Here is a 14748-nt window from a genome sequence, read left to right as displayed (position 1 = left end):
CATTTCCGGGGAGATCCTGACGATGGCGAGACGTCCTCATCTTGCGATTGCCATGCTCGTGCTTGCCTCTGGGCCCTTCGCCGGCTGCGGCCAGGCGGACGCGCCGCCCTCGAATCGAGGCGCGCCGCCGGGACAGGAGAAGAAGATCGACACGAAGATCCTCGAGAAGGGCGCAGAGGCGCTCCAGGACCTGAGCCCCGTGCGAGCGATCGACCACTACCTGGACGGGTTCCACGTGATGAAGGAGAACCCGGACCATCACATGGAGGCCCATCATTATTGCAAAGGGATCAATGAAGAGTTCACGCAGTGTGTGATCTTCGACGGGAACACGAAGGACGCGAACATCATCGGGGTCGAGTACATCATCTCCGAGGCGATGTTCGAGGGCCTGCCCGAGGACGAGAAGCGGCGCTGGCACCCGCACAACTACGAGATCCTCTCAGGCCAGCTGACGCTGCCCGGCGTGCCGTCGGTGGCCGAGAAGGCGGCGCTCAAGAAGAAGATGAACAGCTACGGGAAGACGTGGCACATCTGGGACACCGGACACCTGGGACACCCCGCCGCGCACAACCTCCCGGTCGGCCAGCCGCTCCTCGCGTGGTCGTACAACCGCGATGGGGAGATGCCGGCCGCCCTCGTGGAGGCGCGCGACAAGCGCGCCGGGATCGACACCGCCGAGAAACGGAAGGATCGCGCCGATCTCGCGGCGATCGCGAACCCACAGCGGGGCGTGGACGATCTCAAGTCCAGGTTCCCGAACGCGACGGGGGCTCCGGAGGGCGTGCGCGCGAAGTGACCCCGGCCGGGCGCGGCGCCCGTGCGCGCGGGGGCGGGCGGGCGAAGGCGTGCGGAACGATTCGTACGTCTAACTATCTATGTCATTCGACGTCGCGCGACCCCTCTCCGGGCCATGAGGGCGCCGCCGCGCGGCTCGGCGCCGCGGTGGCGGACCGGCGCTCGCGGGCAGGAACCGCCGCCGCCCACGCAGCGCGATCCTCGGGAGATGACCCCCCGAGGGCGCAGCCGGGCGTCACGCCACCGACACGACCGCTCGAGGCCAGCCGGGCCGAACGGCGTCCGTCATCGCAGGGCGAGCCGCCGGCCGAGCACGGGCGCCAGGTGATGCGGATGCAGCGCGGATGCAGCGAAAGCGTAATCCGCCGAGATGGCAATGCTGAAATCCTGCGTTCGCTGTCAGCGGCATTTACCCGCGACGCAACGCACGCCTATTCTCCGCGCATGGTTTTTATTCCACGCACTTCCATCCGTCTGTTCATGACCACGGGCATGCTGCTCGTCGCGCTCGCTGGGTGCGGTGACGACGATTCAGACACGACCACCGGCTCAAGTAGCACCAGCAGCAGCACCACCGGAACCGGAACCGGAACTGGCACGGGGACCGGCGGTAAGGGCGGCGAAGGCGGTGAGGGCGGCGCGACCGGTACAGGCGGCGAGGGCGGCGCGACCGGCACCGGCGGCGAGGGCGGCGCGACCGGCACCGGCGGCGAGGGCGGCGCGACCGGCACCGGCGGCGAGGGCGGCGCGACCGGCACCGGCGGCGAGGGCGGCGCGACCGGCACCGGCGGCGAGGGCGGCGCGACCGGCACCGGCGGTGAGGGCGGCGCGACCGGCACCGGCGGTGATCCCACGACGGGTGTCGGTGGCGCGGGCGGCGATCCCACGACCACCACGAGCGCCGCCGTCGGCGGCTCGGGCGGCGATCCCACGACCACCACGAGCGCCGCCGTCGGCGGCTCGGGCGGCGATCCCACGACCACCACCGCGAGCGCCGGCGTCGGCGGCTCGGGCGGCGAGTCCTCGACGGTCGCGGTCGGCGCGGGCGGCGCCGGTGGCGAGTCCACCACCGTCGGCGCTGGCGGCGCGGGCGGCGAGTCCACCGCCGTCTCGGTCGGCGCTGGCGGCGCCGGTGGCGAGTCCACCGCCATCGCGGTCGGCGCTGGCGGCGCCGGTGGCGAGTCCACCGCCGTCGCGGTCGGCGCTGGCGGCGCCGGTGGCGAGTCCACCACTGTCGCGGTCGGCGCGGGCGGCGCCGGCGGCGAGTCCACCACCGTCGGCGCTGGCGGCGAGGGCGGCGTGTCCACCGCCGTCTCGGTCGGCGCTGGCGGCGAGGGCGGCGTGTCCACCGCCGTCTCGGTCGGCGCTGGCGGCGCGGGCGGCGAGTCCACCACCGTCGCGGTCGGCGCTGGCGGCGCCGGTGGCGACAGCGGTGCCTCCGCGGTCGGCGCTGGCGGCGCTGGTGGCGACGGCGGTGCATCGGCGGTCGGCGCGGGCGGCGCGGGTGGCGACACCGGCGCGGGCGGCGCGGGCGGCGACATCGGCGTCGGCGGCGCAGGCGGCGCTGGCGGTGGCGAGGGCGGCGCTGGCGGCGAGGGCGGCGAGGACCCGGGGCTCACGAGCTGGGCGCTGGACGTGCAGCCCATCCTCGAGCACTACTGCGCGCCCTGCCACACCACCAACACGACCCCGAGCCGCGGGTTCAGGGTCACCGACTGGGAAACTGTGCAGCTCCCCGCGGTCCATGCGAGCTGCGCGGGGATGACGAAGGGCGAGTGCGCCCTCGTGCGCATCAAGAGCGGCCAGATGCCGCGCGTGTCCGATCCCACCCTGGCCTGCACCGGTGACCCGGAGCTCGACGTCGACAACGCCTACTGCCTGACCCAGGACGAGCAGGACGTCATCCAGGCGTGGATCGATGGCGGCCGGCAGCCGTGACCCCATGAGGCGCGGCGATCACCGCCGCGCCTCACCTCACCTCGGCTGCTCCGGGAGCGCTCCGTCTCGATAGGCGGCGATGAGCCGCTCCAGGATCTCGATCTCCCGCACCAGCTCCTCCCCCTTCTCGGTGTCGCCCACCCGGCGCTCGGCCTCGTAGACCTCCACGTCCGAGACCACGGGGATGATGTCCTCCCCCGCCTCGACCGCCTGCTCGACCGACGTGAAATGGTGGTGCTGCGCGAGCCGCGCCCCGCTCGCCTCGAGCACGAGCGTGTACCCCTTGTCGCCGTAGGCCTCCGAGAACGCCCCGTCGATCGTTACCGCGCGGTGCGACGCCTTGATAGGCGACTCCCCCTGCTCGACCCGCACCGGCACGTGCCCGTTCACGATGAGCCCGCGCTCCTCGTCCAGCCCGAACTCGCGGCACACCCGGCCGCAGAAGCCGGCGTCGTGGATCAGGTGGAAATACGGGTTCTTCGTCTCCTTGTGCGTCCTCGCGTCGGCGACGAAATAGGACTCGAACGTCGTCATCCGGTCCTTGCCGAACATGGGCGAGAGCGGGCCGGTCCAGAGGTACCAGAGCATGTCGAGGTCCTCCGGCGCGCCCGTCCGGAAGGCCCGGCGCACCACGCGCTCGAGCGCGTCGAACAGCGCCCTGCCGCGGCGAGGCTCGCCGTCGACCTCGAACGGCAAGAACGCGCCCTCGCCGTCCACCGGGACGCAGCCGTGGAAGATGAGCGCCCGATCGCGCCGCAGCCACGTCGTCCCCTGCTGCACCATCCAGCGCATCTGGCGCGACAGCGCAGGGCTCTTCGAGAACGACTCCTTGAGCAGCGCGACGCACGCCGCCTCCTCCGGCGTGAGCGCGTACGGATCGCCGAAATCGACCGTCGGGAAGCGCGCGTCGAGCAGCGGGTACACCTCGCCGTCGATCGCCACCGTGCCCGCGCGCGGGTCGACGCGGTGGAGCAAGCACCGGTGCTCGAGGGCGTATTCCGGGCGCCGCCGGCAGAGCTGCCCCTCCAGCTTGAACTGCAGCACCGCCATCGCCTTCTGCATCCGCGCCATGAGCAGCGCGTCGCGCAGCCCCTCGCCCCGCACCGCGAAGCGCTCAGCCGGGTCGTCCGCGTAGGCGGTGCGCGCGAGGCGATCGACCGGCGCGACCGGGATGCCGAAGCCCTCCTCGAGCTGCGAGAGGCGCCCGTACCGGAGCGAGAGGCGCACCACGGTGGCGATGAGCGCCTCCTGGCCGAGGCTGGCGCCCATCCAGCTCACGTCGTGGTTGCCCCACACCACGCGCGCCCGCGGCTGGCGCATCAGGTACTCGATCACCTTGTCCAGCCGGGGGCCGCGATCGCCCAGATCGCCCGCGACCACGAGCTCGAAGACGGTCAGGTTCCGGATGACGCGCGCGGTGGCGCGCAGGATCTCGATCTCGCGGCAATGCTGCACGAACGGGTCGATGAGCGCGTCGAGATAGGAGCCCTCGCCGAGGGCGGCGCGCGCCGAGACGAGCTCGCGGAGCAGGCCGCGCATGTCGTCCGGGAACGCCTGCTCGACCTGGCGCAGCGTGTAGCGCAGCGACAGCTCGCGGATGATCTCGACCTCGCGCGCGAGCGTCCAGAGCAAGAAGGCCCGCCGCTCCGCCTCGCCGCGGGCGGCTACCTTCGCGTAGCTCTCGCGAGGATAGTAGATGATCGAGAGCAGCGCGCGCTCCTCGTCCGCCGTGAGCCGGTCGCCGAAGACCCGCTCGACCAGCGGCCGCAGGCTCCCCGAGGCGTTGTTGATGATGTGCTTCAGCTTCCTGTGCTCGCCGTGGACGTCGCTGACCACGTGCACCGTCCCCTTCGGGAGCGACAGGATCGCCCGCAGGTGGCCGATCTCGGAGAGCGCGGCCTCGGTCGTCGGATACCGGCCCGCGAGGGCGCGGAGGAGGGGCAGCTCCCGCGTGTCGAGCATGGCGCCGCAGCATAAAGCAAAGGCGCCGGCCGCCACACCAGACGAGCGCGTCGATTGCGGCGTCGGCGCGCCGCGCGGGGCGGGCCGCCGCGCGGGAGCGGGCCGCGCGCTCGCCGTCGTCCGTCGTCCGTCGTAAGGGCAAAATCGGCGCCTACGCAGCGGCGTTTCCCCTTGCGACAGCGCGACGCCCGACTACGCAATGGAATCGGGGGCGCATGCAGGCGTTGAGATCCATGGATCCCTGCCTGGCGGTGGGGCTCGACGAGGGCGAACCTGCCCGGGCCGACGGTCCGGCGCGGGGCGCCGGGCCCCTGCTTCGCGGGCAGAACCGGATTCTCCGGATGGTCGCGGCCGGAGAGCCGCTCTCCCGGGTGCTCGACGCGCTGATCCGGTTCATGGAAGCCCAGTCGGGCAAAGCGCTCTGCTCGGTCCTCCTCGTCGACGCGTCGAAGACGCACCTCCGCTGGGCGTCGGCGCCCAGCCTGCCTGAGGCATACAACCAGGACGTGGACGGCTTGCGCATCGGCGCCGTCAGCGGCTCGTGCGGCACCGCCGTCCACCGCAAGCAGCCCGTCATCGTGTCGGACATCGAGCACGATCCGCTCTGGGCGCGGGCGCGCGAGCTCGCGCTCTCTCACGACCTCAGGGCATGCACCTCCGCGCCCATCCTCGACGGCCAGGGCGAGCCGCTCGGCACGTTCGCCTTCTATTACCGCGAGCCGCGCGCGCCGAGCTCACGCGATCTCGCCCTGCTCGAGATCTCCTGCGATCTCGCGGGCATCGCGATCGAGCGCAGCCAGAGCACCGCGCGCATCGAGGAGGTGCTCCGCGCTCGGGACAACTTCCTCACCGTGGCCTCGCACGAGCTGAAGACGCCCATCGCCACCCTCCTCCTGCAGATCACCTCGCTGGAGCGGCTCCAGCGGGCGGCGGGGTCGATGCCCCTCCGGGAGATCGCGCCCAAGCTGGGCAACCTGGAGCGGCAAGGGAAGAAGCTCCTCAAGCTTGTCGAGCAGCTGCTCGACGCCACGCAGCTCCTGTCCGGCCGGCTCGAGGTCGAGCGCGCGCCGGTCGACCTCACCCAGACCGTGCGCGACGTCGTTGGCCGGCTCCTGGAGGGGGTCGCGGAGGTCGCGCCGGAGGTCGAGATCCACGCGGACGGCCCGGTCGTCTGCGAGGGGGACGGCTTCCGGATCGAACAGGTGATCGTGAACCTCCTGTCGAACGCGTGGAAGTTCGGCCGCGGGGCGCCCGTCGAGATCTCCGTCGAGCGGAGCGACAGCGCCGCTCGGCTGGTCGTCCGGGACCACGGCATCGGCATCGCCCCGGCGGACCACGCGCGCATCTTCCAGCAATTCGAGCGCGCCGTCTCGGTGCGCAACTACGGCGGCCTCGGGCTCGGCCTGTGGGTGACACGCCAGCTCGTGGAGAGGATGCAGGGCCGCATCTCCGTGCAGAGCGAGCTCGACGCCGGCTCCACCTTCACCGTCGAACTCCCCCTCCCCCATGAGCAAGTCAGTCCTGATCATCGATGACGACGTGGATCTGGCGACCACCCTGGCCGAGGCGCTCTGCGACCTCGGGTACGAGGCCACGCCCTTCTTCAGCGGGCGGGAGGCGCTCGAGCGCCTCCACGACGGCGCGCGGCCGGGCGTGATCCTGCTCGATCTGATGATGCCGAAGATGAACGGATGGAGGGTGTGCGACGAGCTCAGCGCCGTCCCCGGGCTGGAGGACATCCCCGTCGTCATCATGACCGCGGCGTCGAACATCAAGCAGCCGATGCCGCCGCACGCGCGCGAGGTGATCAGCAAGCCGTTCGAGCTCGACGCGCTGCTCCGGACGATCGACGCCGCGTGAGGCCGGCGCGCCGCGCCTCGGCGCCGCCCGCGCGAGCGGAGCGGCCCGCGCGAGCGGCGCCGCGGGTCAGCGCCGCCCGGAGACCTCCTTCACGACGAGCTCCGGATCGGCGGCGATCTCCTCCTGCGCGAACAGCGCGGGCCGCCACTCCTTGCGCGAGAACAGCTCGGTCTGATCCGCGAAATGGGGCGACGCGGGGTCGGTCGACTGCGAGTAGCTGAGCAGCGCCTCGGCGCGGGGGCCGCCGCTCGTGTGCTCGACGGCCATGACGAAGCTCGTGCCGAAGTTGATCGGATAGCCCGAGGTGGTGAGGCCGGTCGTCGCGGAGACGATCTCGCCCGTGTTGAGCCTGGGCAGGCGGGTGCTGTTGAGGCTCGCCGTGGAGAAGAGCACGACGTTGGCCACCCCTTCCCGGTTGATGCCGCCGTGGATGGGGATGGCGCCGTCCTTCGTGGTGAACTGGGCCTCGCCGAGCGGCGTCGTCGGGTCGAGCCCCGCCTGCGCGAGCGCGAGCGTGGCCTCGGCCAGCGCGACGAGGATCGGATCCGCGCCCTCGGCCGGGGGCTCGACGAGATCGCGCGGGGTCTCGAGCGGCTCCTCGGGATCGAACGGCTGAGCGTAGAGCTTGCCCGCGTCCGTCATGTCCGGGGCCGAGAACCGCCCGAGCAGCTCGCGCCAGACGACGGCGCCCACGCTCTCGAGGTCCACCCGGCCGTCCCACGCCGCGAGCGCGGCGCACGCGCCCTCGATGTCGACCGGCTCGCCCTCGACGTCGACCGGCGCCGCGCCGTCGCAGCGCTCGACCACCTGGGCGCGGAGGCGCTCGGCCGTCATCCCGCGGTTGCTGAGGATGGCGTCCTTGAGCTCGTCGCGCGAGAAGAGGCCGTCCTCGCCCGAGGCGCCGTCCTCGCCCTGCTCGGTGAGCAGGACGAGGTTCATGCGCGTGCGCGCCGAGATCGGGGTGCCCGGCGCGCCAAACAGCCTCGGATACCCGGTGATCGGCGCGGCGGGGTTCGCGAGCCACGCCGTGTCGTTGGCGTTCATGACGAAGTCGGTCCGAGAGAGAGAGGGGATGTCGCCCCACGGCACGAGCGCGCCGGCGCCCTGCGTCTCCACCCACTCGTCGCGCTCCTCGCTCCCGTCGAGCAGCACGATGCCGGAGCTCGCGAGCACGCCGGTCAGCCCGTCCCGCCCGAGCGCCCTCTCGTAGGCGCTGACCGCCTCGGCGCTCAGGTGGGGCACGCGCGAGCCGTCCATGATCAGGGCCTGCCCCTCCGCGTCCACGGCGGTCGTGAACACGAACGGGATCCCGCGCAGCTCCTCGTGCGCCCGCCGGAGCTCGTCGAGGCTCCTCGCGCGGTCCATCGCGAGCCACTGGTCGAGGGCGAGCCCGTTGTCCTCGTTGGCGTCGCGCAGGGCGAAGGCCTGCTTCGTGGACCAGCCGAGGACCGACGCCCCGAGCATCGGGCCGTGGTGGCTCCGGTACATCACCCGCGACACCTGCGCGATCGAGCCGTCGTCCCCGAGGACATCGATGGTGTGCTCGCGGCGCTCCATCGCCCGGGTCTCGCCCTCGTAGACGTAGGCGGTCGGGTCGTCCGGATCGAGGGAGAGCCGGTAGACCGTGAAGTGGTTGGCCGGAGAGACCGTGTGCGTCCACGCGATATGCTCGTTGAATCCGATGTTGATGATCGGCATTCCGGTCAAGGCAGCTCCGTAGACGTCGAGCTGCCCGGGGATGGTGAGGTGGGCCTCGTGGAACCGGAGCTCTCCCTCCCAGGGGAAGTGCGGGTTGGCGACGAGCATCCCCCGGCCGCCCTCGGCGCGATCGCGGCCGATCGCCCAGGCGTTGCTGCCGAGGTGGAGCCGGGTGAAGTCGGGGAGCTCGAGATCGCGCGAGCGGGCCCGGTCGCCGGGGGCCTTCGCGCCCTCGCCGGACGACCCCGCGTCCTCGCCGGAGGCCTCCGGCGGCGCGGCGCGGCTGAGGTAATCGAGCAGCTGCAGGCTCCCGGAGAACATGTTGATGTGGAGGTAATAGGCGGCGAGATCGACGGCGCTGACCGGCTTGACCCACCCCGCGCCGGCGCAGGGCTCGGGCAGGCCCTGAGCGCCGGTGTCGGCGAGGTACTGGTTGTAGCCCGCGACATACCCGTCGAGCAGCGCCCTGCCGTCGGGGGACAGCCGCCCGAGCATGGCCTCGGCGCGGTCGACGACGCCGAGCGCGAGGTAGGTGAAATCGCTGTCGACGTTCGCGTCGTCCTCGCCGGGGCCGAACGTCTTCGCGCGCTCGCTCCGCACCTTCACGACCTGATCGGCGAGCGTACAGACGAAGTCGCGCGCCCCGGCGTAGGCGAGACCGAATCCGACGCTGCCGATGTCCTCGGCGAGGATGTGCGGGACGCCGTGGCTCGTCCAGCGGATGGTGGCCTGATAGTCCCCCTGGCCGACCGGCCCCGGCCCCACGTCGGGATCGTCGCCGCACGCGGCCAGGAGACCGAGGCAGCTGACCCCAGCGATGATTCTTTCGTACATGGATTCTCCCTAGTTTCGCGATCTGCGCCGGGAGAGATAGCCCACGGGCAGGCGGGGCGACGTGAAGAATTTCTCCTGTCCCTTCCTTTCGGCCTCCTGTTCGGCGCCGCGCGCTCGGTCAGGCGCAGGCGCAGGCGAGGGCAGGGAGCGAGGGGCCGGGGCGACGCGCGTTGCGCAGGGCGCGGCGGGCACGGTTGATGAAGGCCATCGCGGCTGTGCAAGGCTCGCTCTCCAGTGGACCGGACGCGCCCGCGGCGCCGCGCGCGGGCGAGCCGGCGCGCTCCGGTCGAGCCGTCGCCGCGGCGCTCCTCGCCGCGCTCCTGCTCGCGCTCGCGCCGGGGTGCGTCCGCGAGGCGGCGAAGCAAGCGACCCGCGGCACGCTCGAGGCGCTCGATCGCGGCACGGAGGGCCGGTCCGCGCCCGCCGGCGGATCGGCCGAGGCGACGCCGGCCGAGGGCGCGCGCGAGCGGCCGCTCGTGGGGGAGCTCGTCCACGACGCAGTCCGGGCCGGCGCGGCGGAGATGGGGCGGCAGGCGGAGCGCCTGTCGCCGGTCATCACGCAGACCAGCGAGGCGGTGAGCAGCGCCGTGGTCCAGGGCGCCCTCCAGCACGATCGGGCGCTCGTCACCCTCGTCGAGCAGGGCTCGGGCGCGGCGGCGAGGGCGGTGGCGCGCGAGGGGACGGCGGAGCTCGTGGAGCAGCTCGCCGGCTGCCCCGCCGGCGATCCGGGCTGCTCGAGCGCCGCGATCGAGCGCGCGAGCCGCGCCGCCGCCGCGGGCTTCGCGGACGGCCTGGGGAGGGCGATGCAGCCCTGGATCATCGTCCTCGCCTTCGGCGGGGGCTTCCTGCTCGCCGCGCTGATCGCCGTCGCCGTCGCGGCCGTCACGCGGCGGCACGAGCGCGCCGCCGCGCCCTGATTCGTGGCGACGCGAGGAGACCAGGGTAGGTGCTCCTGCTCATCGATGCCTGCGTCCTCGTGCAGCTGGACGATGCGTACGTTTGCCCGCCTGCGGCGCTGATGTAGCTCCACGGAGTCAGTGTCAGTCTACCGCGGCGGCGTCTCGCCCCGCCTGTTGCGCTTCCCATCGAGCTGTCGGCTGGTGTTCCATGAACGGATCCACCCGCGACGCGTAAGCCGATGACCGCACCGCTCACTCCATCGCCGAACTTCGCCTTTCTCGGCCACCACGACCCGCGCCTCGTCGTTGTGGGCACGCAGGCGGAGCGGTACTTCGCCGAGGATCCGAACACCTGCCTGGTGAAGCTGCGGCAGTTCGGCGAGCTCCTCGCCCAGCGCGCCGCCGCGCGGCTCGGGCTCTACCTCTCACCCGAGGAGAGCCAGGCTTCGTTGCTCAACCGGCTCCGCGACCGGGGCGCGCTCGACGCCACCGCGCGGCAGCTCTTTCACGATCTCCGCATGGCCGGCAACAGGGCGGCCCACGAGCTCCAGGGCGATCACCGCGAGGCGCTGCACCAGCTCAGGATGGCGCGCGAGCTCGCCGTCTGGTTCCAGCGCTCGTTCGGGAACAACCGCAAGTTCGACCCGGGCCCCTTCGTGCCGCCTCCCGGCCCGGCGACGAAGGACGACGCCGCGCTCGCCGCGGAGCTCACGCGGCTCCGGGACGAGCTGGCCAGGAGCAAGGTCGACATCGAGGCCGTGCGCGCCGCGGCCGAGGAGGAGGCCAGGAAGCGGCTCACGGCGGAGCAGCGTGCCCGGAAAGAGGCCGAGGACCGGGCGCTCTGGGAGGCGCTCGCCACGGAGGTCGAGCAGAAGCGGGCGAAGGACGTCGCGGCGGTCGAGCGCCAGAAGGCGCAGCTCGCGACCGAGCTCGCCGCCCTGCAGGCCCAGGCCGCGGCCGCGCCGCCCGAGGTCCTCCAGGCGACGGTCGACCGCGCCGCGGAGGCGGCGCAGGCGGTTCACCTCGACGAGGCCGCCACGCGGCGGCTCATCGACGCGCAGCTCCGGGACGCGGGGTGGGAGGTCGACTCGGAGCGGCTCAGCCACGAGCGCGGGGCCAGGCCGCAGAAGGGGAAGAACCTGGCGATCGCCGAGTGGCCGACCGCGAACGGCCCGGCGGACTACGTGCTCTTCCTCGGGCTCGAGGCGGCGGCCGTGGTCGAGGCGAAGCGCAAGCGCAAGGACGTGGCCGGCGCCATCGAGCAGGCCAAGCGCTACAGCCGCGGCTTCGGCGCGGCGGACGGCGCGGCGCCGCCCGGCGGCCCCTGGGGCAAGGACCGGTACAAGGTCCCGTTCCTCTTCGCGACGAACGGCCGCCCTTACCTCAAGCAGATCGCCGAGAAGAGCGGCATCTGGTTCCGCGACGCGCGCCGCGACGAGAACCACGCGCGCGCCCTGCCGGGCTGGTATTCGCCCGAGGGCCTCGCCGCGCTGCTGAAGCAGGACGTCGAGACCGCGCACGACAGGCTCCGGAGCGAGCCCACGGAGTACCTCGGGCTGCGCGATTACCAGGTCCGCGCCATCCAGTCGGTCGAGCGCGCGATCGAGGCCGGACAGACCACCTGTCTCGTCGCGATGGCGACGGGCACGGGCAAGACGAGGACGGCGATCGGGCTCGTCTACCGGCTGCTCAAGACCCGGCGGTTCCGGCGCGTGCTGTTCCTGGTCGACCGGAGCGCCCTCGGCGAGCAGACCGCGAACGCCTTCAAGGACACGAAGCTCGAGAACCTCCAGACGTTCGCGCAGATCTTCGATCTCAAGGAGCTCAAGGATCAGAAGCCCGATCCCGACACGAAGCTCCACATCGCGACCGTGCAGGGCATGGTCAAGCGCATCCTCTACCCGTCGGAGGCCGGCGAGACGCCGCCGGTCGATCAGTACGACTGCCTCGTGGTCGACGAGTGCCACCGCGGCTACGGGCTCGACCGGGAGATGAGCGACGCGGAGCTCGGCTTCCGCGATCTCGACGACTACATCTCGAAGTACCGGCGCATCCTCGACCACTTCGACGCGGTGAAGATCGGGCTCACCGCGACACCGGCCCTGCACACGACGGAGATCTTCGGCGAGCCGACGTTCCGCTACTCGTACCGCGAGGCGGTGATCGACGGCTGCCTCGTCGACCACGAGCTGCCGGTCCGCCTCGTCACCGAGCTCGCCGAGAACGGGATCCGCTGGGCGAAGGGCGAGCAGGTGAGCGTCTTCGACCCGGCCACGCAGCAGCTCGACCTGATCCACCTCGAGGACGAGGTGAAGATCGACATCGAGGGGTTCAACAAGCGGGTGATCACCGAGGCGTTCAACCGCGTCGTGTGCGACGCGCTCGCGCAGCACCTCGATCCGAGGGGCGACGGCAAGACGCTGATCTTCGCCGCCACCGACACGCACGCCGACATGGTCGTGCGTTTGCTGAAGGAGGCGTTCGCGGCGAGGTACGGCGGCATCGACGACGACGCGGTGCTCAAGATCACGGGCGCGGCCGACCAGCCGCTGCAGCTCATCCGCCGCTTCAAGAACGAGCGCTTGCCCAACGTCGCCGTCACCGTCGACCTGCTCACGACGGGCATCGACGTGCCGAGGATCGCGAACATTGTGTTTCTGCGGCGGGTGAAGAGCCGCATCCTCTACGAGCAGATGCTCGGCCGGGCGACGCGCCTCTGCCCAGACATCGACAAGGCGGTCTTCCGCATCTTCGACGCCGTGGACCTGTACGCCGCGCTGGAGCGGTACACCGAGATGAAGCCGGTCGTCCCGGCGCCGAACATCTCGTTTCATCAGCTCGTCCGGGAGCTCACGACGCTGGCCGACACCGAGGCGCGGCAGGTGGTGCTCGATCAGCTCATCGGCAAGCTCCAGCGGCGGCGCCACACGCTGAAGGGCGAAGCGCTCGGCCGGTTCGAGGGCATCGCCGGGATGCCGCCGAAGGAGCTGTGCGGCCTGCTCAAGCGGCAGACGGTGGAGCAGGCCGCGCGGTGGTTCCAGGAGCACCAGTACGTCGTGTCGGTGCTCGACGGCCCCTCCGGCGATGGGCGGCCCCTCTACGTGCACGAGGGCACGGATCGGCTGGTCCGGACGGAGATCGGCTACGGCAAGGGCGAGCGGCCCGAGGATTACCTCGATGGGTTCACCGCCTTCCTGCGGGAGAACATGAACAAGATCCCGGCGCTCGTGGTGGTCACGCAGCGGCCGCGGGAGCTGACGCGGGCGCAGCTCCGGGAGCTGCAGCTAGCGCTCGACGCGAAGGGCTACACCGAGGCGGCGCTCCAGCAGGCGTGGCGGCAGAGGACGAACGCCGACATCGCCGCGTCGATCGTCGGCTACATCCGGCAGGCGGCGCTCGGGGACGCGCTCGTGGCGTACGACGAGCGGGTCGACCGCGCCTTGCAGCGGATCCTGGCGAGCCGGAGCTGGACGACGCCGCAGCGCGACTGGCTGCGGCGCATCGGGGGGCAGCTCAAGAAGGAGAAGGTCGTCGACCGGAAGGTGCTCGACGAGGGCGAGGCGTTCCGGTCGCACGGCGGGTCCAAGCACCTCGACAAGGTGTTCGAGGGAAAGATCGAGGAGGTGCTGGGGGATCTGCGGGAGGAGATCTGGAGGAGCGCGGGGTGAGCGGTGCGCGGCCGGCGGGCTCAAGGGAACAGCTCGTCGAAGCGGTCGTGCAGCTCGCGCGCAAAGCGGAGGAGCCGCGGTCCCTTGGGATCCAGCGGGTCATCGAACTGTCGAACGATCGGCAGCTCCTCCGGTAAGCCCATCCGGTCGCCGGCCTCCCACGGGTACTCGAGGTGAGGCCCTCCTCGTGCGAGCGCGGGGTGTGCCCGCTCGAGGGCCTGGACGAGGGGCAGGACGTCCCTCCACTTGTAGCGAAGGTCGACGAACGCGCCGTGGTTCTTGATCGTGCTCACGAGCCGCGATGCGGCGGCATGTGACACCCGGAAAGCGATGAAGCACTGCGCATCGAACCGCGCCAGCGCCGCCTTCGCGAGCTTCTCGAAGACCATCTGCAGCAGCATGCAGAGCACCGAGGCCGATCCGCCTTCTCGGGCGAGCGCCTCGGCCGCACGAAGATCTGCGTCCGCCTGCAGGAGCAGCGCATCGGACCACAGCCTCGCGGAGAGCTTGATCGGCGGGAAGTAGCTCCCCAGGAGCTCTTCGACGTGCTGTTTGAGGTTGACGAAGGCGGCCTGACAGCGCGCGGTATCCGCGGGTGTGGCGTTGAGCTCCGCCTCCGTCTGGCTGAGCCACCGGCGCGTGAGCTTCTCGATGTCTGCTGCCATGCGCTCAGCTCACGCGATCTGGACGAGCTTCGGGGAAGCCCCCCAGATCGCGGGGAGCTCCAGCTCGTTGCGATCGAGCTGGGTTTTCTCCTCGGGGCTGAGCAGGATGACGACCGAGGGGTAGGGCACGTCCGGGGGACGAGCGTTGAAGCGGAAGGGCATGATGGCACCGACGTTGCCCACGGAGCCGGAGACCTCGAGCAGGCGAACCTCGCTGCCCGCCGGATCCTCGATCATCCAGATCTGCTGGATGTCCGGGTCCGCTCTCTTGTGGGCCAGGGCCAGGTCTTTCGCGACATCGACGACCGACTTCATGGCCTGGAAGGTAGCACGCGCACGCCCGCGGGGGCGGCAGCGCACATCCGTCGCCTCTCGGTCCTGCGCGCGACGAGGCGCGCGTAACCGGCCAGCCCCTTCCCGCCGCGT

10 protein-coding genes are annotated in these 14748 nt (G+C 71.7%); 6 read left to right on the top strand and 4 right to left on the bottom strand.

The window, feature by feature from the left end; genetic code table 11:
• The first annotated feature begins 52 nt into the window (after positions 1–52).
• Positions 53–799, top strand: coding sequence for an OBAP family protein (locus tag WME98_RS20645; protein ID WP_437952830.1), 747 nt, complete (start codon positions 53–55; stop codon positions 797–799).
• A gap of 479 nt (positions 800–1278) precedes the next feature.
• Entirely contained in the window at positions 1279–2736 is a 1458-nt protein-coding gene (locus tag WME98_RS20640; RefSeq protein ID WP_437952829.1) for a hypothetical protein, read from the top strand.
• Positions 2737–2772: 36 nt separating this feature from the next.
• Here the strand turns inward: WME98_RS20640 and WME98_RS20635 are convergent, their stop codons facing one another.
• Entirely contained in the window at positions 2773–4698 is a 1926-nt protein-coding gene (locus tag WME98_RS20635) for a fructose-1,6-bisphosphatase (protein WP_437952828.1), read from the bottom strand.
• 233 nt (positions 4699–4931) lie between these two features.
• On the opposite strand from WME98_RS20635, the gene WME98_RS20630 reads away from it, so the two are divergent.
• Both WME98_RS20630 and WME98_RS20625 read left to right on the top strand, forming a co-directional pair.
• Complete coding sequence (locus WME98_RS20630; protein ID WP_437952827.1) at positions 4932–6233, top strand: sensor histidine kinase; 1302 nt, start codon at positions 4932–4934, stop codon at positions 6231–6233.
• Positions 6205–6558: a response regulator gene (locus WME98_RS20625; RefSeq protein ID WP_437334711.1), complete on the top strand. Its 354-nt coding sequence runs from the start codon at positions 6205–6207 to the stop codon at positions 6556–6558. The genes WME98_RS20630 and WME98_RS20625 overlap by 29 nt, the downstream gene beginning before the upstream one ends.
• A 66-nt stretch (positions 6559–6624) precedes the next feature.
• On the opposite strand, the gene WME98_RS20620 is transcribed toward WME98_RS20625, so the two are convergent.
• The gene (locus tag WME98_RS20620) at positions 6625–9090 is read right to left on the bottom strand and encodes an acylase (protein ID WP_437952826.1); all 2466 of its coding nucleotides are present in this window, start codon (positions 9088–9090) and stop codon (positions 6625–6627) included.
• Between the two features lie 197 nt (positions 9091–9287).
• Between WME98_RS20620 and WME98_RS20615 the strand changes: the two genes are divergently transcribed.
• Positions 9288–10007 carry a hypothetical protein gene (locus WME98_RS20615; RefSeq protein WP_437952825.1) on the top strand — a complete coding sequence of 240 codons (720 nt, stop codon included), beginning with the start codon at positions 9288–9290 and terminating at the stop codon, positions 10005–10007.
• A gap of 221 nt (positions 10008–10228) precedes the next feature.
• On the top strand, positions 10229–13657 hold the full coding sequence (hsdR, locus tag WME98_RS20610) for a type I restriction-modification system endonuclease (RefSeq protein ID WP_437952824.1): 3429 nt from the start codon (positions 10229–10231) through the stop codon (positions 13655–13657).
• A gap of 20 nt (positions 13658–13677) precedes the next feature.
• Here hsdR and WME98_RS20605 read toward each other — a convergent pair whose 3' ends face one another.
• Positions 13678–14322, bottom strand: coding sequence for a hypothetical protein (locus WME98_RS20605; RefSeq protein WP_437952823.1), 645 nt, complete (start codon positions 14320–14322; stop codon positions 13678–13680).
• A 9-nt stretch (positions 14323–14331) separates the two neighbouring features.
• A complete protein-coding gene (locus WME98_RS20600) occupies positions 14332–14637 on the bottom strand; it encodes a hypothetical protein (protein WP_020741761.1) in 306 nt (101 codons plus the stop codon).
• Positions 14638–14748 lie beyond the last annotated feature (111 nt).

The sequence above is a fragment of the Sorangium sp. So ce296 genome, from assembly GCF_051529605.1.
Lineage (GTDB): Bacteria > Myxococcota_A > Polyangia > Polyangiales > Polyangiaceae > Sorangium > Sorangium cellulosum_D.
The sequence above is the reverse complement of the archived record's forward strand: the minus strand, read 5'-3'. Positions and strand labels throughout refer to the sequence as shown.

Coding starts and splice junctions, on each gene's coding strand:
- WME98_RS20600 (WP_020741761.1), bottom strand. CDS start 14,637: ATGAAGTCGGTCGTCGATGTCGCGAAAGACCTGGCCCTGGCCCACAAG.
- WME98_RS20645 (WP_437952830.1), top strand. CDS start 53: ATGCTCGTGCTTGCCTCTGGGCCCTTCGCCGGCTGCGGCCAGGCGGAC.
- hsdR (WP_437952824.1), top strand. CDS start 10,229: ATGACCGCACCGCTCACTCCATCGCCGAACTTCGCCTTTCTCGGCCAC.
- WME98_RS20615 (WP_437952825.1), top strand. CDS start 9,288: ATGAAGGCCATCGCGGCTGTGCAAGGCTCGCTCTCCAGTGGACCGGAC.
- WME98_RS20625 (WP_437334711.1), top strand. CDS start 6,205: ATGAGCAAGTCAGTCCTGATCATCGATGACGACGTGGATCTGGCGACC.
- WME98_RS20635 (WP_437952828.1), bottom strand. CDS start 4,698: ATGCTCGACACGCGGGAGCTGCCCCTCCTCCGCGCCCTCGCGGGCCGG.
- WME98_RS20630 (WP_437952827.1), top strand. CDS start 4,932: ATGGATCCCTGCCTGGCGGTGGGGCTCGACGAGGGCGAACCTGCCCGG.
- WME98_RS20640 (WP_437952829.1), top strand. CDS start 1,279: ATGACCACGGGCATGCTGCTCGTCGCGCTCGCTGGGTGCGGTGACGAC.
- WME98_RS20605 (WP_437952823.1), bottom strand. CDS start 14,322: ATGGCAGCAGACATCGAGAAGCTCACGCGCCGGTGGCTCAGCCAGACG.
- WME98_RS20620 (WP_437952826.1), bottom strand. CDS start 9,090: ATGTACGAAAGAATCATCGCTGGGGTCAGCTGCCTCGGTCTCCTGGCC.